This window comes from Alteromonas marina, from assembly GCF_000808575.1.
Taxonomy (GTDB): domain Bacteria; phylum Pseudomonadota; class Gammaproteobacteria; order Enterobacterales; family Alteromonadaceae; genus Alteromonas; species Alteromonas marina_A.
Window position 1 is genome coordinate 1 of record NZ_JWLW01000015.1, and the last position, 21,642, is coordinate 21,642.

Below are 21,642 nucleotides of genomic sequence, written 5' to 3' on the forward strand. Positions count from 1 at the left end.
ACTCTGCCTTCTTTGTTTTTATAACTGTACGTAGGAAGGTTTTTTCGCTTAATTGAAACTGCTCTAGTCGGTAATAATATCAATAACTGAGATCAGCACATCTTCAGCAAAGGCTTCACCTACCGTTTTTTCATTATCGCGTCGTAGTTTATAGGTTTCTAAGCAAGCATTTAGCTGCTCATCGGCGGTGTACACCCCATGAACATCTGCGTTATTAGCTTGCTCAATACAGTGATCGGTTTGTCCTGTCGTGACGGTACTGCACCCGCTCGTTCCCAAGGTAATTCCAACCATAAAAGCCGCAGGGGCGATCCAGTTTACGTGTTTAAATATTCTTTTGTGGTTCAAGATAACTTAATCCTTCAATAAAGACTGCAAGCGTTTTTGTCTATTAACATAGACCTGATGGCCATCGTGCTCAGACGTAGAAAGTGCTAAAGCTTGGTTCACGCTTTCCAGCGCTTTTTTGTACTCGCCCATCTGCTCATAACCATAAGCTAAGCCATTATATGCGTCTGGCGTTTGAGGATACTCAGCAATATCGTATTTAAACAAGGCGATGGCTTTGTCGTAGTTTTGTTTACCCACATAGTGATAACCTAACTCGCGAATAACCCATTCCGGCGCGTCGAGTTTCTCGCCTCGCTGCTTTGAAACACGGGCGTAATAATCTTTAATACTTTTAATATCTCCACTGAACTGCTGCGGCCTTAAATAAGCTGATAAGAACAAATGATGGTAAGCGCTGAAAGTTGACGCAGCTGAGACCAAATTGTGCGTAACCCCCTCGTAGGCTTCGTTCTCCCATCTTAATCCGGCAGGTTGATTTGCCCGCATTCCAGAAATCATATCGTTGTAATACGGGCGCATGGGCGCGCCTTCATTGCCGATAGACGTGTAAATGAAGTGGTCTAAATGATTGGCAGATTTTAAGAATGCAACCGTACTTTTTGCAGATGCGCCATAGTTCCACCACACCGCAGCACTGTAAGTCAGCGCGGCGTTAAAAAGCTCAGGCTTCTGGGTAAGTGCGTACAGCGCGAATACACCTCCGGCTGATGCACCCTCAATCACTCGAAAGTCATGCACGCGATATTTCTTCTCTACCATTGGCATAAGCTCAGTGGTTATAAAGGAAAGAAAGTTTGCACCGCCACCGCCGTAGCCTACAGGCCCGTTTGGATCTTCATTTGCTGTGGGATATAGATCGCGAAGTCGGTCGGTATTTTCAATGGCGACTATAATGACTTCAGGTGCAGCATTCTGAGATTGAAGCGATTCTAGTACTGCATTCATCATAGTAAGGTTTCCCGCACCATCTAGACGATAAATAACGGGGTATTTCTTGTCGGGGTTTTCGGCATAACCTTTTGGAAGCTGAACGACCACTTCTCGTTGCTCGTTTAGCACTTTAGATTTGAGTTTCTCTACCTTCAATTCGTAACGCTGGCTGTCGCTGTCTGTTTCGCTGTTAGCCGAAAGGCTCGTGAAAGCAAGAAATAGCAGGGCAATTATAATATGTATTTGTGACTTCAAACTTAAATCCTTTTATAATACGCTTTGCTTTTCGCAGTAATACTATCTACTTGATTGGACCAAGCGAACTTTTATTATTATCTATTGTATAACAGAGGCTTATCCGGATTAATGACACTTTCAGTGCCACATTACTCTGTCTATTCCCCTTTAGCAATACAGGAACTTTCTGTAGACATTTCTCCGCCCAAATGTTTAGTCAGCACAGCGTGTAGTTCCGTTTTATTGACTGGTTTTGTGAGATATCCATTCATCCCGGATGCTAACGCTTTATCTATTTCTTCGGCAACCACCGCAGCAGTGAACGCGATAATAGGAATAGTGATGTTAGCTTTTCGCAACGCCAAAGCGGCTTCAGAGCCGTTCATTTCAGGCATGTGTAAGTCCATCAATATAAGGTCGAAATGCTGCTTTAGTGCAATCTCTACTGCTTCTTTACCATTATTAGCAAGCGCAACTTTCAACCCTGTATCTTCTAACAAGGATTTTGCTACGACCTGATTAATGTCATTATCTTCTGCCACCAAAATAGTAAGGTTTGAGAACGACGGTGTGCTTTCCTGTTCTTTAGCGCCAATTACACTACCTGCAATTTCAAACGGTAGCTCGAAATAAAATTCACTCCCCTGACCTACCACGCTTTTCAGATAAACCGTGCCGCCCATAGCTTCAACCAAGCTTTTTACTATCTGTAAACCAAGTCCCGTTCCCCCGTGTATTCGATTAATGCTGCTGTTGGCTTGGGTAAATGCATCGAATACGCGCTCTTGTTTAGAAGCATCAATCCCGTCCCCCGTATCCTTAACTGAAAACCTGACAAATTGATGGGTCTTTGACGCTTCACCTTTCGATAGCCCTAAAGTGACACTGCCCTGATGCGTAAACTTTATCGCGTTGCTCACTAGGTTGTTTAACACTTGAGAGAGGCGCGTTGCGTCCCCTACAACACAAGTATTTAATGCTTTATCTACTTCTATTCTCAGTGAAATACCTTTGTTCTGTGCCAATTGTGCATAAAACGCCACGCAATCTTTAGCAGTACTTTTTAGATCAAAGGGAATGATCTCCAGCGCAAGTTTTCCCGCATTCAGTTTGGAGAGATCTAATATGTCGTTCAAAATGCGGTTTAGCGAGAGTCCTGAACGCTGAATCTTCTCTAGGTTAGGCCGTGCACTTTCCGAAATATCATGAGAAAGCACTACATCGGTCAATCCCAAAATACCGTTTAATGGCGTGCGTATCTCGTGTGACATAGTGGCAAGGAATCGTGATTGTGCAGCCGACGCTTGCTTTTCGCTCGCAAGTGCCCTGTTTAGTTCAAGAGTTTTGTTTTTACTCTCTACAAGGGCTTTCTCTAATTGGCTAGCTAGAGCATAGATAAGAAGGGACACAACAAGGTTGGTCACACAAAGCCTCAGCCAAAGGCCCTTGTCATAATCCCCTTCGTAAAGCGGCACAAGAAAAGTACAGCACGCGAGTACTACCATTGCACTTATTCGCCAACCATTAGAAAGCAGTAAAATGGGGAAAATAGTAGCAATTGGAACTAAGGTTGCAGGCATGAGACCATTGCTTATTACAAGGTAAGGCGCGACGGGAATGGTGAGTATTGCCCACAATTTCGCCAAAGGTTCTTTGTAGTTAGAAAAGATAATTCCCGCTACCGAAATTGCACACCAAGACAGGCCGAAAAATACTGCCACATACACATTTTGGGGTTGGGCTATGACGATTACCGCTAAGATGAGTAAAGAAAAAACCAGCAGAATTTTGAAACCAGCTTTTTGCAAGGCCGATGTGACTTCGCCAAATGATTCAGGTGCTGTGGTGTACTGCTGCGACATTCGCGCCCTAAAGATCAGTAAACAATTGATAAAACAGTATAAGTACTAAACAGCGATTTTGCATAACAATAATAGGGTCAGGGTCATGATTCTGCCCCTATTATTGGCCCGAACCTTGCGAATATATTAAATATTATTGCAGCTAGGCTTGCCTATAGGACGCCAAGGCTCTTAGACTCGTTCTTTTTTCATTGTCCGCACCTGTTTGGTGCATAAATAGATTAAATAAGGTCACTATGCGCTTAAGTAGTTTTGTTTTATTCGTGTGTATATCGTTTTCGTGTCTCGCCAAAGACGATAGCATCCAATATGGTCCAAAAGATTTTTCCAATGTTGTAAATAAATGGACAGCCGTGGTTGCTGCTTATGAGCCAGAAATTGAAGCCATTGACGCCGCATTTGCAACTATGGACGACGCTCAAATTACGCAAACAGTTTATATTAAAGGGGTTAAGTATCAGTTAGGCACTTATAAAGGTGAGCCCATTGTTGTATTTAGCACGGGCGTCAGCATTACCAACGCAGCAATGACCGTACAGATGGCACTGGATTATTTCCCTATTGATAAGCTGGTTATGATGGGTATTGCTGGGGCCATAAACCCCAAATACACACCTGGCGATATCGCAGTACCTGAACGTTGGTATTTTCACGACGAGTCAGTCTATATCAACCCGAAAAAAGATGACGCCAGCGCCTACGAGCTTCCAGACTATTACGCTAAACAGCTTGAGTATTACAAAGCACGACGCGATACAGATAAGCACGCACCCAACTACAAAAACATTGGTTTTATTCATCCTACCGAGGTGGCAGTAGTTAAAGAGGGTTGGGACACTCGCAGAAGAATGCCCTATTTTACTGCCGACAAAACGTTATTGGAAATGGCAAAACGCGCGCTCACAAAGATCCCACCTATCACGATGCCGTCAGGTAAAGAAATTTTGGTAGACATCGGCGGTAACGGTGTTACAGGCTCAGTATTCGTAGACAACGCTAAATACCGCGAGTGGCTGCGCGACGTCTACACCGCTGATGTAGCAGAAATGGAATCAGCAACCGTCGCACAGGTGAGTTTTGTTAACGACGTAGATTGGTTAATTATCCGCTCAATTAGCGACTTAGCGGGCGGTCAGCACGGTAAAAATGTGGAGAATGTATTTGACGCAATAGCTTCTGGCACCGGCACCAACCTGCTACTTGGCATACTCGACGAACTCGTAGCAACCGACCCCAAATAACAAATAAGTGGGGTCAGAGTACATTTCTTCGAGTCAATGAGTAAATAGGGTCAGAGTACATTTTTCGGCTATTAAGCAGAGTAGGTTTCAAAGAAATGTACTCTGCCCCCAATCTTCCTAGTTAATGTACTCTGACCCCATTATTTCAGGTATAAAAAAGCCCCAACCTAGGTTGGGGCTTTTTAATGTTTATTTGGCGTTAAATGCTTAAACGCGCTTAACAGCTACGTCCGCTTCGAACTTAGGCTTAACTGCCAAGTCTTCTGAAGGTGGGGCAAACTTAGTTAGATCAATGCCTGCAACGGCTTGCTTGTACTCTTCAGTTGTTGGGAAACGACCAAGCACGGTTGAAAGTACTACTAGCGGCGTAGAGCCTAGTAGTGATTCACCTTTCTTCTCAGCAGAGTCAGCAACAACACGGCCTTGGAAAAGACGTGTAGACGTTGCAATAACTGTATCGCCTGGCTCCGCTTTTTCTTGGTTACCCATACATAGGTTACATCCAGGGCGCTCTAGGTAAAGAATGTTGTCGTACTTAGTACGCGCCGCTTCTTTAGGCTTAGCGTCGTCAAATTCAAAACCTGCGTACTTCTGAAGGATTTCCCAATCGCCTTCTGCTTTAAGCTCATCAACGATGTTGTATGTAGGTGGCGCAACAACTAGCGGCGCTTTGAACTCTACAGAGCCGTTAAGCTTCTCTAGGTTACGCAGCATTTGTGCGATAATTTGCATGTCGCCTTTGTGCACCATACAAGAACCTACGAAACCTAGGTCTACTGGCTTACCATCGTAGTAAGAAACCGGACGGATCACATCGTGGGTATAACGCTTAGATACGTCTTCGTTATTTACGTCTGGGTCAGCAATCATTGGCTCATCGATTTGGTCTAGGTCGATAACCACTTCTGCGTAGTACTTAGCGTTGTCATCTGGAGCAAGCGCTGGCTCTTCACCAGACTTGATTTCAGCAATACGCTTGTCAGCAAGGTCAAGTAGACCTTGAAGCATTTTCGCTTCGTTGTCCATGCCCTTGTCGATCATAATTTGGATACGGCTCTTAGCAAGCTCAAGTGACGCAATCATAGTCTCATCGTTAGAGATACAGATAGACGCTTTCGCTTTCATTTCCGCAGACCAGTCGGTAAAGGTAAACGCTTGGTCAGCTAGCAATGTACCAATTTGTACTTCGATAACACGGCCTTGGAACACGTTCTCGCCAGAGAATTGCTTAAGCATTTGTGCTTGAGTAGCATGAACCACATCACGGAAGTCCATGTGCTCTTTCATTTTACCTTTAAAGGTAACTTTCACAGACTCTGGAATTGGCATTGCCGCTTCACCTGTCGCAAGCGCTAGCGCTACCGTACCTGAGTCAGCACCGAATGCTACTCCTTTTGACATACGCGTGTGCGAGTCACCACCAATGATGATGGCACGGTCGTCTACCGTGATGTCGTTAAGCACTTTGTGGATAACGTCAGTCATTGAGTGGTAAACGCCTTTAGGATCACGTGCTGTGATTACGCCAAAGTTGTTCATGAATGACATTAGCTTAGGAATGTTAGCCTGTGCTTTCTTATCCCATACAGATGCCGTGTGACAACCCGACTGGTAAGCACCATCAACTGTTGGAGAAATTGTTGAAGCCGCCATAGACTCTAGCTCTTGGCAAGTCATTGGGCCGGTAGTGTCCTGAGAACCTACAATGTTAACTTTAACGCGAACGTCAGAACCAGCGTGAAGCGGTGCATCTGAGTTTACGCCTACTGCATTACGGTTAAAGATTTTCTCAACAGCAGTAAGGCCTTGACCTTCGTGTGATACTTCTTTTGAAGGTGCGTAAACGGCTGGCGCTTTAACGCCTAATGTACGCGCTGCGAAAGACTGAAGCTGCTTACCGAATACTACAGCGTAAGAACCACCCGCTTTCATGAACTCCATTTTCTGAGGAGTAAATGAGGCAGATACGTCAGCTAGCTCTTCTGAACCATTGAAAAGCTTCTTCGCTTTGGTATCGATAGTAAGTACCGTACCTGTTGCAACAGAGTAAGCTTCTTCTAGCACTGGGTCGCCGTTTGCATCGCGAACGACTTCGCCGTTCTCGTCTGTTTTCTTAACCCAGTTTTTAAGGTCAAGACCAATACCACCGGTTACATCTACGGTAGTAAGGAAGATGGGTGCGATACCGTTAGTACCAGCAACAATTGGCGCTTTGTTTACAAACGGAATGTAAGGGCTTGTTGGCTCACCAGCCCAAAGTGCAACGTTGTTCACACCAGACATACGTGAAGAACCTACACCCATTGTGCCTTTTTCAGCAATAAGCATAACTTTTGCGTTAGGGTGCTTTTTACCTAGCTCAACAATTTCCTGCTGCGCTTCAGGAGAAATCATGCACTGGCCGTGAAGTTCACGGTCTGCACGAGAGTGCGCTTGGTTACCTGGAGAAAGAAGGTCAGTTGAGATATCACCTTCAGCGGCAATGTAAGTTACAACTTCAATCTTTTCTGGAACGTCAGGAAGCTTTGTAAAGAATTCAGCTTTTGCGTAGCTTTCTAGTACGTCTTTAGCAATGGCGTTACCCGCTTTAAATGCTGTTTCAAGACGCTCAGTATCGGCTTCGTATAGGTAAACCTGAGTCTTCAACACTTCGCCTGCAGGCTTGGCAACTGCTTCATCATCAGAAAGTGCAAGGTCTAGAAGTACTTCTACAGACGGACCACCTTTCATGTGTGAAAGTAGCTCAAGTGCAAACTCTGGCGTGATTTCTTCTACTTTTTCTTCGCCAAGTACAATTTCTTTCAAAAATTGTGCTTTAACACCAGCAGCAGGCGTAGTTCCTGGCAAAGTGTTATAGATAAAGAATTTTAGAGAGTCTTCGCGGTGCTCGTTTGTTGTATCTTTAATTTGAGCAATAATTTCAGACAGCAGTTCTGCACTGTCAATTGGCTTAGGGTTAAGACCTAATTCCGTTTTACGGGTTTCGATCTCTGCCAGATATTCTGAATACAAACTCATATAGTTCTCTCGGTCTTAGTTTTACTTGGGCGTAGTGTTAAGTCGGTCTTAGCTATACGCATATATAAATGAGGGATATTTTAACTGATTTTTAGCAGTTACGTAATGACTGAAAGTGATCAGTTGGCTATACAGCCGCTTAAACCAAAGCTGAATAAACAGCATAGAGCATAGGCGAAAAAAATGACATTTTGACCAAAATAAGCTTTAAGTATTAAATTCAGCCACTTACAGAAATATAGGCGGAGATAAAAAAGCATTTTTAATACGAATGGTTTGACCAATAAAGATAAATAATAGTGTTGCACTTATGACAAAGATTCATTCTATTTATGGTGCTACCAGTACAAATTACCATCAACTTTGAAGCAAGATTTAAGTTTAATGGTTTTTATTGTGCTATTTTCTGTTTAGGTGAAACTTTTACCACCTTGGCATTCTCACCGTCTGTCAGAAGAATTAAGTTACCTTGGTGATCAACCGCTATATCTCTCAACCGCATTTCTAGTTCGTCAAAAACCTTCGTAGAAACATACTTACTCGAAGTTTTATTGACCGCATATAAGGCTTTAGCTTTCAAACTGGTAACAAGCAAGGTGTCGGTCAACATTGGATATTGATCATGTGAGTAGTAAATCATAGATGATGGCGCGATGGATGGCGTCCAATCCACAATGGGGTCTGTCATGCCAGGATAGGTTGAAAAAGGTGATATTCTGGCGCCTGAATAGTCTTTTCCTAAGGTGACGACAGGCCAACCATAGTTCGCCCCCTTTTGAAGCAGGTTCACTTCGTCGCCGCCGTCTGGACCGTGCTCATGCAAAAATACTTGTCCTTGTGGCCCTTTAACCAAACCTTGCGGATTGCGATGTCCCGACGTATATACGTAGGGGCTATCAGGATATGTAGGATTCACTAGCGGCTCGCCGTTTATGTTGAAGCCCAGTACCTTTCCCAATTGTGAATTAACAACCTGTGCTTGCTCGCGATAATCAAACCCGTCACCGGTAGTGACTAGAAAGCTCGGAGCTTGACTTGCGTCACTACTTTCCAACTGAAGAAGCTTCCCGCCATAGTGTACAGGCGTATCTTTCGTTTGCGCCACTTCAATTACGGGTTCAATGTTACTAATGCCTGAAGTGAAAGAAAGCTCACCTTTTACTACAGCAAGACGGTTAGCATCATCACTCCCCTTAGAGTAACTAAGTAATACAGCGGGATTCGCGGGGAATTCAGAAGGGATAAGAATGTCTAGCACGCCTCCCTGTCCTTTTGTATACAAGTCATTAAGCGCTAAAGAAAATCTAGATATTTTTCCACTGTCATCAAGAATAACGAGTTCACCATCTCTTGTTATTACCAATATATGCGTGGTTGCTTTCTCTTGGTCTATAAGGGTTGTTAACGCCTTCGGGTACGCTAAAGAGGTGACCAAATCTTCTGTCATTACATTATTAGCAAAGCTTTCTATCGCTGGCGATACAATCTTCAACACTGCATGGTTATCAATCTTAGAGTTAGGTTTAACAGAGTTGTCAGAAACCAGACTTAAGGCAAGAGCTTGCGTAAATGCCCCGCTAACAAACGCGAAAGCCAATAAACCTCTTATCATACGCCCTGATTTCATTGTGATTGTCCTCGTTAATCAAACCTGACTCTAGCTACAATGGTACACTTCTTATGGAAGCTCAATATAACTACATTCATTGTTTTTGTTGCGCTTTGATGAAGGTTAATCCATGGTATTGGCCGATAAAATTTGGAATCTGAAACATGAAAAACCTTACTCGCCGCGCTATTTTTCATTTTGTCCCATCTTGGGCTGTGGGTTTTCTACTTGCAAGTGTGTTCCACTCAACTTCCGTTTTAATGGCTCTTGTGGGTATTAACGTTGAATTAAACGTCAATGATTGGCTCTCCATGCTGTGGCAGGATGCGTTAGGCCTTTTGCCAAGTTACGGCGTCATTATTGCAATAACGCTGTTGCTTGCATTTTTAACTACGCACTTTGCTATAAAACGCTTTAATTTTAATAACGTAAACACCGATATGCATAGCAAACGACTTATTCTCTTCGCGTTAGCCGGCGGCTTGTCTTTTCTTTTAATGTTATTAGCCATGCAACCTATACTAAACGTAACCCTTATTGCGGGCGCTCGCTCCACTCTTGGCCTACTCGCGCAGTGCACTGCAGGCATGTGTGCAGGTGCCGTTTACAGCAAATTAAGTAATAGTTTCAACAATTATTGATAACTACGGCTTATACTATTAAATAAGCCAACACTGATGTAAATAAAAAGTTAAGTTTGCTAATGTAAGTTATAGACTCAACTTTCTTGCCTTACTAGGAAAAAGCAACATGATAACTTATCCAGATAATGTGACGTGTCTCGCCGACTATATTGAAAGTGTTTTGCACAAGTTCGCAGACAAACCTGCATATACGGCACTTGGGCAAACTCTCACGTTTGCCGAAATTGACAATAAGTCATCAGCACTAGCACGCTATTTCGTGCATGAGGCAAAACTTTCTCCTGGTACCAAGGTCGCAATCCAGCTTCCCAATCTAATTCAAAACCCTATCGTTGTTTACGCCGCTCTGCGCGCTGGACTCGTTGTGGTAAACACAAACCCTCTGTATACCGAGCGTGAGATGAAACACCAGTTTACCGATAGCGGTGCAAAAGCATTGGTTATCTTAAACGACTTACTTCCCAAGTTCGCCAGCATAAAAGATGACACAGGTATCGAAACAGTGATTGCCACTTCAGCGACAGAGCTGCTAGACCCTAATACAGCGCCAACGCTAGACGGGACGGTTTCTTTTAGCAAAGCAATTGAAATGGGAAGTGCACTGCCCACATTCTCTCGCCCTTCAATAAAATTAGACGAACTCGCCATGCTGCAATACACCGGCGGCACTACTGGAGTTTCTAAAGGGGCTGCGCTCAGCAACAAAAACGTATTGGCTAACTGTATTCAGATGCTTGACCGCATAGGTAAAGGTTTCAAGGACGGTGAAGAAGTGCTGGTGTGCCCGTTGCCACTTTATCATATCTATGCGTTTACGGTCGGTATGATGGCGCTATTTGCAAAAGGCACGCACATTATTCTTATTCCTAATCCAAGGGACATAGACGGTTTCATTCAAACTCTCAAGCCTCATAAAATATCGGCCTTTATGGGTATAAATACGCTATTTGTCGGACTTGGACGACATCCAGAATTTGCAAAACTCGACTTTTCTCAACTACACCTCACTATGTCTGGCGGTACTGCGCTCACCCAAGCTGCAGTATCAATTTGGCGAGACATCACAGGGAATACTATTACCGAAGGCTATGGGTTATCAGAAACTGCCCCCGTTGTCTCATTTAATATTCCAGGCAAAGAAGAAATTGGTACTGTTGGGCATGAGCTAGAAGACACAGAGGTAGCACTTCTTGATAGTTATGATAAATCTGTAGCTGAAGGAGAGTCTGGACAAATAGCAGTGCGTGGTCCACAAGTGATGCTGGGCTATTGGAACCGCGATGACGAAACCGCAAAAGTGATGACCGAAGACGGCTTCTTCAAAACCGGGGATATTGGTATTCGTACAGAATCTGGTGCAATTAAAATTGTAGACCGCTTAAAAGACATGATTATTGTCTCTGGGTTTAACGTGTATCCCAATGAGATTGAGGAAGTGCTAACGTCTCATCCTGACATAATGGAAGCGGCTGTTGTGGGTCAACCAGACGACAAAACTGGTGAGCGCGTTTGTGCCTTTATTACTGTTGCAAACGACATAAGTATCGATAAGGTAACAGCATATTGTAAGCAGCACCTTACTAACTACAAAATCCCTAAATCGATTACCGTTCTTGAAGAGCTACCTAAATCTACAGTGGGCAAAATTCTCCGTAGAGAACTACGTAGCGCGTGACACCACGGAAACGGCTGATCTTTATAAAGGTTGGCCGTTTTTACTTATAAATCAGTTTATTGCTACCAAAGAATAACATCCTAATATTGTAAATTGGCGCGCCTCTTACTATAAATAAAGAACGCTACTATTAATCTTTGCCGATAATGCTTTCAAAGACGTTCTTTTTTCATAGTTTAGATGAGTTAAAACAAGAAAGTGACGCTTTGAAAGCGTTCGCCCCATCTCTGCTAATAATGTACGCATCGTCTCCATTTCTCAGTTCACCCGAGCTATTTCCGATAGTGAGTCATATTTGTCCTGACTGCGTTGGATGCAGTACCGCAGGTGAGATTTCCGCTAACCGAGTAACCTCCAATAGTATCTCTGTCGTTCTTTTGCGTTTCGAATCTTCGTCATACGCCAAAATACACCACACAACGTTAAGCGACATGCCGTCTTCTTATGAAACCGGTCAGTCACTTGCAAACCGTATCGAACAGAATGGCCTGAAAGGTGTTTACGTATTGGCGCCTGGTGTCGAAATAAATGGCTCAGCCTTGCTAAAAGGCATTTCGACTCACTTACCGCAGAATATAGGAATAAGTGGCGGTCTTGCCGGCGATGATGGCGCATTCGAACAAACATACGTACTGCACCCTAATGGCATTGATAGCCGCAGTGTTGTTGCCGTTGCGTTTTACGGTCAATCACTTAGTTTTGACTACAGCGCACGCGGCGGATGGCGGTCATTTGGCCCAGCGCGAAGAGTCGCTTCGGCAAAAGAAAACCTGCTGTTAGAACTCGACGATAAGCCGGCATTGGATATCTACAAATCGTATTTGGGTGAATACGCGGAAGACTTACCAGCGAGCGGGCTTCTGTTCCCTTTTGAAGTACTAAATGAAAACGGCGAGCCGACGGGAATTATCAGAACTATTCTTGGCATTGACGAGCAAACTAAGGCCTTAGTATTAGCGGGTGAGGTTAACGAAAATCAGTACCTGCGCCTTATGAATGCGTCAACGGAAGACCTTATCAGTGGCGCACTTGAAGCGATTGCCCCTATTGCCAGCAAAAACAGAGATGAAGATTTGCACTGTTTAGCTTTGGTGACAAGCTGTGTAGGTAGAAAACTAGTTATGGGTGATCGGGTCGAGGAGGAGATTGAAGAGTTAGCTCTGCAGTTAAGCAGTAATACCAATATTGCTGGATTCTATTCTTACGGAGAAATAAGCCCTTCATGCAATGAAGCTCCGTGTGAACTGCACAATCAAACGCTAACCCTCATGCTGATGAGGGAAACACATTGAATTCCCTATTAGAACGTCAGTTACGCCGAGCGTTTCAGCTTGACGATACAGAATCACTCGCGCAGTGGCTCAAGGGACTTGATGACGATAGTACAGAACATACGAGCCTAAATCTGCAGACGCTTAAACGGGGACTCGCTGCTCTTATACCGAGAATTGACGAATCTTACACGTTTAATGAAAGGGACATCAAATTAAGAGATAGAAGTTTACATATCAGCTCGGAAGAACTTATTGCTGTAAATAGAAAAGTTCGTGAAGAGTTTAACGAACAAAAGGCCGTTATCGAAACCTTACGATTAGCAGTAAACCAACTTTTAGAAGAGCGAAATAAGCCGCTGATAGATGAGAAATTTACCAACCTATCAGATCTTTCTTCACTCATGTACGAGCTTATATGTGAACAGAAAAATGCAAATAATGAGCTGCTATTACAGCGCAAAGCTATGGACAAGCACGGCATAGTCGCAACTATCGATCTCAAAGGTACGTTATTATCAGCGAACGATAAATGCTGTCAGCTTTCTGGCTATTCTCGCGAAGAATTAATAGGACAAAGTACCGCTATTTTCCGCGTGGAAAATATTTCGCTCACTGAACAAGTCGAAATATTGGGAGCACTTGTTAAAGGTGAGATTTGGCAAGGAGAACTAAATAGCTTTACGAAAGACGATAAGCCTTGGACGGTCTTTGCAACCGTTGTCCCTATTGTTGAATACAACCAACGGGTAAATCGTCTTGTGGTAATTTGTACTGACATGTCAGAACAAAAGCGTCTAGCCAGTAGACTTACGGAAGATAGGGCTTTTCATGAAAGCATTACCAATAGCATCGGTGAAGGCGTTTATGCGGTTAACGGTGAAGGCACAACACAATTCCTTAACCCCACGGCTTCTCGTCTACTTGGGTGGACCTTAGAAGAGTTACAAAACAGACGCTTTCACGACACGGTTCACTACCAAAAAGGGGATGGAACACTACTTCGCAGAGAACAATGCCCTGTAAACAAAACAATTAAAAGCGGGGCGTCGTACACCTCTTATGAGGATTTTTTCACTGATAAACGAGGGCGCTTATTCCCTATTTCTATCGTTGCCGTACCGCTTTTTGATAAAGAAGGTAAGCCGGATGGGCATGTAGGTGTTTTTAACGATATTAGCAACCAAAAAGCCATTGAGCACAAGCTTCAGAAAGCCTACGACGAGGCTCAAAGCGCCAATAAAGCCAAAAGCGACTTTCTCGCGACCATGAGCCATGAAATTAGAACACCAATGAATGCCATCATTGGGTTAACTCATCTGGCATTAGAGTCACAGGATAGCGACCAACAGCAACAGTATTTGGAAAAAGTTCAAAACAGTGCAAATGCATTGCTCGAACTCGTCGACAGCATCTTAGATTTCTCAAAAGTAGAAGCAAACAAAATCGATATTCTCGATGAACCTTTCACCCTAACAAGGACCATTGAAAAACTGGCGCAAGTATTTCAAGTTAAAGCGCAACAAAAGCAACTTCAGCTTCTTTTCGACATTCGCTGTAGTACTAGTATCCCCTGCCATGGCGATAGCGAGAAAATTTATCAGGTGCTTCTGAACCTTTTAAGTAATGCCATAAAGTTTACTGATAAAGGAACCGTAACACTTATAGTCGAACAGAAAGGTTCTATGCTGGTGTTTTCCGTATCCGATACTGGGATGGGAATAAGCGTTGAAGGACAATCTAAGCTATTTAATGCATTTGTTCAGGCTGATGCCTCTATTTCAAGAAAGTTCGGTGGCACGGGGTTGGGCTTGGCCATATGTAAACGGCTTGTTGACTTAATGGGTGGAAACTTAACCTTAGAAAGCAAAGTTAATGAAGGTAGCTGCTTTTCATTTTCATTGCCGGTGTGCCACAACGAGAAAGGTGAAACCAAGCCTACATTACCAGCTTCTCTTCCTAAAAACATTGTATGTATTCAAACACATGAAAGCGTAAGGCAAGGCTGTAAGGTGTTCAGCAACACACTAAAGCGGCTCGGTATTAAGTGTCATGTTGTAGATGACGTCAACAATACGCTTCCAGACAGTGCTGAGCGAAGCATAGCGTTTATGTCCAATGATGAGGGAAGTTGGAGGGCGCTGTCTAATAACTTGGAAGCTGGAAAATATAACAACATTAACTTGTGTGCTTTGGTAAGTTTATTCAGCCGCCAAGAGGTTCAGAAAAAATTGGGGCATTTATTGCCTGGCGACCTTAAAATTGTTGAGCTTCCGTTCACCGATAGCGACATCATTTCTGCCCTTGCGCCGCTTCAAGCCTCTGAAAAGAAACAATCGATGGACAGTTTAGAAAGTAAGAAGTGGCGAACTGTACGGTTAGCTGAAAAACAGGTTTTAGTGGTGGATGACGACCCGATAAGTGTAGAGATTAGTCAGCAAATACTTGTCGATTTAGGTATGAAAGTAGTAACTGCAACGACAGGAAAACAAACCTTAGCACTTTGTGAAACAGAAAAATTTGACGCACTTTTACTTGATTGTCATCTGCCTGACATTTCCGGATATGACATCGCCGAAATACTTTCACAACAGCATGGCTGGACAGTACCCATCATTGCACTGAGTGCGGATGAAACACATGAAGCTTCAGAAAAAGCATTGGCTTCGGGCATGTGTTTTCATTTAGTCAAACCAGCTAAGGCAGATGAGATCATTCACACTATAGATACGAATATTCACGCAGGCTACATTGAAGTAACTATTCCCGATGATCCCAGCCCTTTCATTTCTTCATTGGTAGCTTTCTACAATAAATACAGTCAGCAGAGTGTAATGTCAGATTTACTCAACATTTTCCACTCGCCCTCTGTCGATAATCTACTATTAAAAGAATTGTACGATGATGCTCAGAGCATTGGTGCCACTACCTTAGCACAATGTTTACAAGTACTTATTGAAACAGGTGAAAGACCCGAAGCTATCATTGCAAAAGATGTTGCAACTCTGTCCTTTGAGCTAGATGCAGCACTTCGCCTCATTGCACATACGATAAACAAAGGCACGCGTAAAACCGATATGCACTCGAATGAAAACCTGGATGACGCGGCAATTCTCTCAAGCTTAGACACTATACAGAATGCGTTAGAAGCTTACGATGCAAAAGCCCTTGAGTACATATCCAGTTTTGCTGCCCAACATTCAGAATCTCGCTTTACAATTGAAATTAATCGGCTTAAGCAGCTTGCCTCTATTTATGATTTTGAAGGGGCTTTAGTCCTAATTAAACAGTTGATAGACACTATTAGTAATGAACAACGTTAAACCCCAAAATAATAGATTCAGCGTACTTGTTGTCGATGATGAACCAGCCAATATTGATATATTGCTTGGAATACTTAGTCCTTATTATGACGTCAAGGTTGCGCCCTCTGGTGCCATAGCTCTCAAAATAGTGCAGCAGTTTACGCCAGACCTAATACTGCTTGATATTATGATGCCGGGTATGGATGGGTTTGAAGTATGCAAACAATTAAAAACTGACAGATTGCTAAGCCAGATTCCGGTCATTTTTGTCACAGCGTTGACACAAGGCGAAAGCGAAGAAAAGGGCTTTAAACTGGGTGGTGTCGATTACATAACCAAGCCAGTATCGCCCAGCATTACATTAGCGCGCGTGAAAACACATATTAGTCTTGCCCATCAAATGCGTATGACAGAAAACCTAGTGGCCAAACGCACTGAAGAACTCAGCAAAAGTCAGCAAAGTGCCATTACCATGTTAGCTGCTGCTGGGCATTATAATGATACAGACACAGGGCATCATATCTGGCGAATGGCGGCCTACAGCAAATGTTTAGCTATTGCCTGCGGCTGGTCCTATGACGATGCCTGCTTGTTAGCGCAAGCGGCGCCTATGCACGACACAGGAAAAATTGGTATTCCCGACGCTATTTTGAAAGCACCTCGTAGGCTAATAAACAGTGAAATGGAAGTGATGCGAACTCATGCACAAATTGGTCATAAAATTCTTTCGCAGTGCGATACGCCTTTGTTTAACCTTGCAGCGGAGATTGCGCTATGTCATCACGAAAAATGGAACGGCACAGGCTATCCTGAAGGCTTAGCCGGTGAGGACATTCCTGAGAGCGCTCGTATTGTCGCAATTGCAGACGTATTCGATGCTCTTACGATGAAACGCCCGTACAAAAAAGCATGGTCTGATGACGATGCTTTTAATTACTTACTAGAGGGCGCAGGCAAGCATTTCGACCCCAATTTAGTGGCGTGTTTTATCTCTATAAAACAGGAAATATTAGACACCAAAGCATATTGGAACCAGTTAGAAGCCGAAGGGAAGATGGCATCAGTAAGCGACTTGCTTCCTCAAAATTCTTAATTAGGGCATGATGCCTTATTCAACTCAACGAAGAAGGTGAGCCACATTTTAGTCAATGCAAGAGTGAATAAATGGCATAAAAAAAGGTCGATATTATCGACCTTTTCAAAAAGAATACGTGTTGAGCGCAGGGCTTAACTTGCGCCAAGCTCGGCAGCAATAGCATCTGCTTGACGTTTTTCGCCCTGCACAAACTGCTTCCACTGCTGTGCCATAGCACGACTTTTTTGGTGCTTTTCTGCTTCAGCTAGCTGATTAAGCGCAAGGGCATATTGCTTCTTGTTGTAAAGTGCCATGCCTTTAATCAGGTAAACCAAACCAGGGTTTCTCAAATTGCCCTTTTCAACCGCGCGGTCTGCTGCAGCAATTGCATCGTCAAAACGCTCTTCATTAAGAAGAATTTGCGCCAACTGTGCATCTAACTCTCCGTCTTCAGACAGTTCAGCCGCTTGCATCATCACTGGTATGGCTTTGTCTTGCTCTTTGGCTAGCGACCAGCTTTGGCCTAAGAACTTAAGATTGCGCAAGTTTTTCTCTAGCACACCGTCGTTCATCGCCTGCTCCATCAACTTGGCACCTTTGTATGGCACGCGATGATAGTAATAAAGCTGCGCCATATTGAACACATCAGCGGATGTATTAACGAACCCGCGCTGATAAGCGGTTTCCATAATAGCCAACTGCTTGCGCTCTTCGCCTAGCTCACCGTACATACCGGCCAGCTGGATCCAATACTTAGGTTCGTCAAAAAGCTTCACCATTTTAATAAGAACGTCTTTAACCTTTTGAGGCTGTTTGAGTTCATAGAAAATAGCACGCTGAAGTATTAACCAACCTTCATCAGGGATCATGCCTTCAGCTTCGTGATCGGCAACGGCTTCAGAAATCCACATTGCAGCTTCGTCGTACTGTTTATTTTGGTAGTACGCCTGGGCTTTGATGACTTTATTTTTAACCGGTACAGGGCCTGTATTTAGACTTTCCCAACGCTCTAAATAAGTGATGGTGTCGTCGTAATTACCTTGCATAAGGTTAAGCTGAGCCAAACTGAAAAGTGTGGTCATTTCGAACTTTTCAGGAATAGGCTGTTGCTCTACCACCTTGGCAAACGACTCCAACGCTTTTGCATAGTCTTCGTTGTTGTAATAAATGAAGCCGAAAAAGTTGTACATCATCGCTTTTTCGTAGGCATTCATAGAATGAGACTTATCTTCCACTTCTTTCAAAATGGAAATAGCTTCTTCTACATTGCCCGCTTCATCAGCTGCCGTTTGGGCACGGGCTAGCTGCTCGTAGACTTTACCGCGAAGCGTAGGCACACGACGAGTTTTCTTTTCGCTCGCTTTTTGCTCTTGCGCAACAGCGTCACTCGCAACCAATATAGTAGGTAAAGATACTGTGGCCGATGCAAATGCAAACGCCAGTGCACTAAGCAATGTATTCGTCTGTTTTCTCATCATGTTCTGTTACCCGTCTATTTGGAACGTAATACGGTTTTGTACACCAGACACTTCCGTTGCTTCGCCATTTACCACTCGAGGCTTATATTTAAACTTCATTGCCGCATCAATAGCCGCTTGTTCAAAAATACCTGAAGGGTTAGCTTCAACAACAATTGGGTCGCGTACTGCGCCTTGCTTAGTTACTGTAAATTCAACAATAACGAAACCTTCAATACCCCGCTGAAGTGCACGTCTCGGATAAACCGGCGCAACCTTAACGATAGGAAGATATTCACCGTCACCAGATTCAAGGGCCAAGCCGCCTTCTAGCGAGATGTCGTCTCCGACTTCAGCACCAAAGTCCATCGACGTACCTTCTGCATCTGGAGAAGGCGAGTCCATTTGAGGCTGCTCCATTTGCGGTGGCGGCTCTTCAGGCTTAGGTGGCTTCTTCGGCTTACGATCTTTTTTCTCAACCTGTTCATCCTGCTTAACCCTTACGAAGTCAAGCACGCTTCCCTTGGGCGGCTCAGTTAGTGCGCTGCCACCCATCTTGATAAGCGATTGCATCAAGAAGAACAGGCCTAACGTGATCGCAAGGGAAATAACAAATGCGATTAAATATCGTGGCATGATTTATTGCTCTTGGGCTGCAATCGAAACATCGTAAACGCCAGCGGCTCGCGACGCGTCCATAACCTTAATCAGTGTTTCTGTTGTGGCTTTTTTGTCAGCCTGAATTACAACAGAACCCTGTGGGTTTTCTGCGCGAAGACGCTCAATGTTCGCTTGTACTGCGCGAACGTCGATACGGCGTTTGTTAATCCAAATTTCGCCTTTATCTGAAATAGCGATAAGGATATTGGCGCGGTCCTTTTTCACAGCAGTTGCTGCTTCTGGACGGTTAACATCGATACCCGCTTCTTTCACAAATGACGCAGTCACAATGAAGAAGATCAACATGATAAATACAACGTCCAGCATGGGCGTCATGTCGATGGCTGCTTCTTCTTCATCGACTAAGTTTTGAAAGTGCTGCTTCATAATAAATACCTTACCTTAACGCTTAACTAGCATTAACGTTGAATAATCAATGCATCCTCAAGATGCGTGCGTTCTGATTTCACCATACGAGTTAACCAGGTAGCGGCGAATACGCCTGAAAGTGCGCCAACCATGCCCGCCATTGTGGGGATAGTGGCTTTCGATACACCTGACGCCATTGAACGAGCATTACCTGAGCCCGCAATCGCCATTACATCGAACACTTCAATCATACCGGTAACCGTTCCCATCAAGCCTAGCAGCGGACAAAGCGCAACCAGTGACTGGATAATTGGGATGCTGCCGTTTAGGCGCATGGTTAACTGTGAAATTGTTTTCTGACGAACCTGCTCTGCGAACCAAGAAGAGCGATCGGCACGTGCTGTCCACATGGCTATCGCGTCTTTCTTGGCTTGCTTGTGCCAAACCATCAGATACATCGCACGCTCGAGGATCAAAAGCCACATAACGAATATCAGCAGACCGATGACCAGGAGAACCTGGCCACCTGTTTCTGTGAAATCGCGAATTGCTTCTAGAAACTCGATCATGATTAGCCTCGCTCAGCGCGCTCTGCAATTACGCCAGACGCCTGTTCTTGTAGGATGTACACAATGTTCTTAGAACGTGTGTTAAGCATTGCATAAAGCAGTGTCATTGGAATCGCTACAACTAGACCGAGTACTGTTGTTACAAGTGCTGTTGAAATACCACCTGCCATCAGTTTCGGGTCACCCGTACCAAACAACGTGATAGCCTGGAAGGTGTTGATCATACCGGTTACCGTGCCTAGTAGACCCATAAGCGGTGCTACAACAGAGATAATCTTAATGATAGTTAGGTTACGACCTAACTTAGGCACTTCGCCCAAAATCGCTTCTGTAAGGTGAAGTTCAAGTGCTTCAACGTCGGCGTCTGGGTGCTCGTCACGTACTTTAAGTACACGGCCAAGCGGGTTGTTAGTGTTTACTTCTTTGCTCTTAAGCTGTTTGTTCACTTTCATGCGAATAAGCGTCAGCGTTACAAGACGCTCAAGGGCAAGTAGAAGACCAAATGCACCAACGATAAGAATGATATAACCTACTACACCGCCCTGCTCTACACGCTCTTGAAGGTTAGGCGCTTGAACAAGAAGACCTAGGATTGAACCACCCGTTGGGTCGATACCGAACTGCACTAATTCACCGCTTGATGCTTGTAGTTCAGCAGCAGAATCCATGTAACGGTCAGCAGGCTGACGTACAAGCTCAGATACTGTACCTGTTACACCGTTGTACTCTAGGTATTTACCATCGGCAACAAGTGCAAAAGGACCTACGCGAACAACAGACTTATTCACTTTTTCACCGCCCGCTTCAACAACGTCTGTCTTGAACGTAGTGACTTTGCCGGCTTCAGTCATTTCACGCTGCATTTCAAACCAAACGCGCTCAATTTCTTCAATTGATGCAAGTTTTGAGCTTGAACCCATGTCTTGTGCCATCTTATCAAGGAAGTCAGCACGGCCAGGGATTTGCGCAGAAACCACTGAGTTATAGAATTTGTTTTTGGTGTCGCCAGCGATTTGTTGAAGCACACCGAATAGCTCTTTAAGCGAACCAAGACGTGTGTCTAGTGCACCGTTTAAGTCAGCCAGTTTGAATTCGTTTTCTTCGAACTGAGTTTCAAGCTGCTCTGATTGTGCAAGCATTTGGTCGCGCTTTTCACGGGTTTCGCGAAGAATGCGATCTTGCTCTGCACGTTGCGCTTGGAAATCGCGCTCGCGCTGTTTGTTTTGCTGAGACTGTGCGAACTGACCTTCTTCTAGTTGCTTAAGAAGTGCGTCTAAGTCCATGGCACGGTCGCTTTGTGCGAAAGCACCAACGCTGATGCTAAGGGCTGCTAGACCAACAGCGATACGTTTTACTGTGTTAAACATTC

16 protein-coding genes are annotated in these 21,642 nt (G+C 44.2%); 6 read left to right on the forward strand and 10 right to left on the reverse strand.

Going from position 1 to position 21,642, the window contains the following annotated elements; all coding sequences use genetic code 11:
* Window positions 1–63: 63 nt before the first annotated feature.
* From RJ41_RS09430 to RJ41_RS09440, 3 genes are all read right to left on the reverse strand, one after another.
* The gene (locus RJ41_RS09430; RefSeq protein WP_039219774.1) at window positions 64–348 is read right to left on the reverse strand and encodes a hypothetical protein; all 285 of its coding nucleotides are present in this window, start codon (window positions 346–348) and stop codon (window positions 64–66) included.
* A 6-nt stretch (window positions 349–354) separates the two neighbouring features.
* Complete coding sequence (locus tag RJ41_RS09435; protein WP_039219778.1) at window positions 355–1,536, reverse strand: alpha/beta hydrolase-fold protein; 1,182 nt, start codon at window positions 1,534–1,536, stop codon at window positions 355–357.
* Between the two features lie 140 nt (window positions 1,537–1,676).
* Window positions 1,677–3,380, reverse strand: coding sequence for an ATP-binding protein (locus tag RJ41_RS09440; protein ID WP_039219780.1), 1,704 nt, complete (start codon window positions 3,378–3,380; stop codon window positions 1,677–1,679).
* 236 nt (window positions 3,381–3,616) lie between these two features.
* Between RJ41_RS09440 and RJ41_RS09445 the strand changes: the two genes are divergently transcribed.
* Complete coding sequence (locus RJ41_RS09445) at window positions 3,617–4,621, forward strand: 5'-methylthioadenosine/S-adenosylhomocysteine nucleosidase family protein (protein WP_039219783.1); 1,005 nt, start codon at window positions 3,617–3,619, stop codon at window positions 4,619–4,621.
* A 207-nt stretch (window positions 4,622–4,828) separates the two neighbouring features.
* On the opposite strand, the gene RJ41_RS09450 is transcribed toward RJ41_RS09445, so the two are convergent.
* Together RJ41_RS09450 and RJ41_RS09455 are read right to left on the reverse strand one after the other, a co-directional pair.
* Complete coding sequence (locus RJ41_RS09450; RefSeq protein ID WP_039219784.1) at window positions 4,829–7,639, reverse strand: bifunctional aconitate hydratase 2/2-methylisocitrate dehydratase; 2,811 nt, start codon at window positions 7,637–7,639, stop codon at window positions 4,829–4,831.
* 391 nt (window positions 7,640–8,030) lie between these two features.
* Window positions 8,031–9,266: a PQQ-dependent sugar dehydrogenase gene (locus RJ41_RS09455; protein ID WP_039219787.1), complete on the reverse strand. Its 1,236-nt coding sequence runs from the start codon at window positions 9,264–9,266 to the stop codon at window positions 8,031–8,033.
* A 146-nt stretch (window positions 9,267–9,412) separates the two neighbouring features.
* On the opposite strand from RJ41_RS09455, the gene RJ41_RS09460 reads away from it, so the two are divergent.
* The 5 genes from RJ41_RS09460 to RJ41_RS09480 all read left to right on the forward strand — a co-directional run bounded on the left by RJ41_RS09460 (window position 9,413) and on the right by RJ41_RS09480 (window position 17,236).
* Window positions 9,413–9,889, forward strand: a complete 477-nt coding sequence (locus RJ41_RS09460; protein ID WP_039219788.1) for a hypothetical protein — start codon at window positions 9,413–9,415, stop codon at window positions 9,887–9,889.
* 109 nt (window positions 9,890–9,998) lie between these two features.
* Window positions 9,999–11,567, forward strand: a complete 1,569-nt coding sequence (locus tag RJ41_RS09465; RefSeq protein WP_039219790.1) for an AMP-binding protein — start codon at window positions 9,999–10,001, stop codon at window positions 11,565–11,567.
* Between the two features lie 206 nt (window positions 11,568–11,773).
* Window positions 11,774–12,859, forward strand: coding sequence for an FIST signal transduction protein (locus RJ41_RS09470; RefSeq protein ID WP_240485769.1), 1,086 nt, complete (start codon window positions 11,774–11,776; stop codon window positions 12,857–12,859).
* Complete coding sequence (locus RJ41_RS09475) at window positions 12,856–16,161, forward strand: PAS domain-containing hybrid sensor histidine kinase/response regulator (protein WP_039219796.1); 3,306 nt, start codon at window positions 12,856–12,858, stop codon at window positions 16,159–16,161. The genes RJ41_RS09470 and RJ41_RS09475 overlap by 4 nt, the downstream gene beginning before the upstream one ends.
* Window positions 16,148–17,236: an HD domain-containing phosphohydrolase gene (locus tag RJ41_RS09480; RefSeq protein WP_039219799.1), complete on the forward strand. Its 1,089-nt coding sequence runs from the start codon at window positions 16,148–16,150 to the stop codon at window positions 17,234–17,236. The genes RJ41_RS09475 and RJ41_RS09480 overlap by 14 nt, the downstream gene beginning before the upstream one ends.
* Before the next feature lie 134 nt (window positions 17,237–17,370).
* Here the strand turns inward: RJ41_RS09480 and RJ41_RS09485 are convergent, their stop codons facing one another.
* From RJ41_RS09485 to RJ41_RS09505, 5 genes are read right to left on the reverse strand one after another with little or no spacing between them, the layout of a single operon-like run.
* A complete protein-coding gene (locus RJ41_RS09485; RefSeq protein WP_039219802.1) occupies window positions 17,371–18,696 on the reverse strand; it encodes a tetratricopeptide repeat protein in 1,326 nt (441 codons plus the stop codon).
* Window positions 18,697–18,702: 6 nt separating this feature from the next.
* Window positions 18,703–19,311 carry an energy transducer TonB gene (locus RJ41_RS09490; protein WP_014948290.1) on the reverse strand — a complete coding sequence of 203 codons (609 nt, stop codon included), beginning with the start codon at window positions 19,309–19,311 and terminating at the stop codon, window positions 18,703–18,705.
* A 3-nt stretch (window positions 19,312–19,314) separates the two neighbouring features.
* A complete protein-coding gene (locus tag RJ41_RS09495) occupies window positions 19,315–19,722 on the reverse strand; it encodes an ExbD/TolR family protein (RefSeq protein ID WP_014948289.1) in 408 nt (135 codons plus the stop codon).
* A gap of 32 nt (window positions 19,723–19,754) precedes the next feature.
* On the reverse strand, window positions 19,755–20,273 hold the full coding sequence (locus RJ41_RS09500; protein ID WP_039219806.1) for a MotA/TolQ/ExbB proton channel family protein: 519 nt from the start codon (window positions 20,271–20,273) through the stop codon (window positions 19,755–19,757).
* 2 nt (window positions 20,274–20,275) lie between these two features.
* Window positions 20,276–21,640, reverse strand: coding sequence for a MotA/TolQ/ExbB proton channel family protein (locus tag RJ41_RS09505; RefSeq protein ID WP_014948288.1), 1,365 nt, complete (start codon window positions 21,638–21,640; stop codon window positions 20,276–20,278).
* Window positions 21,641–21,642 lie beyond the last annotated feature (2 nt).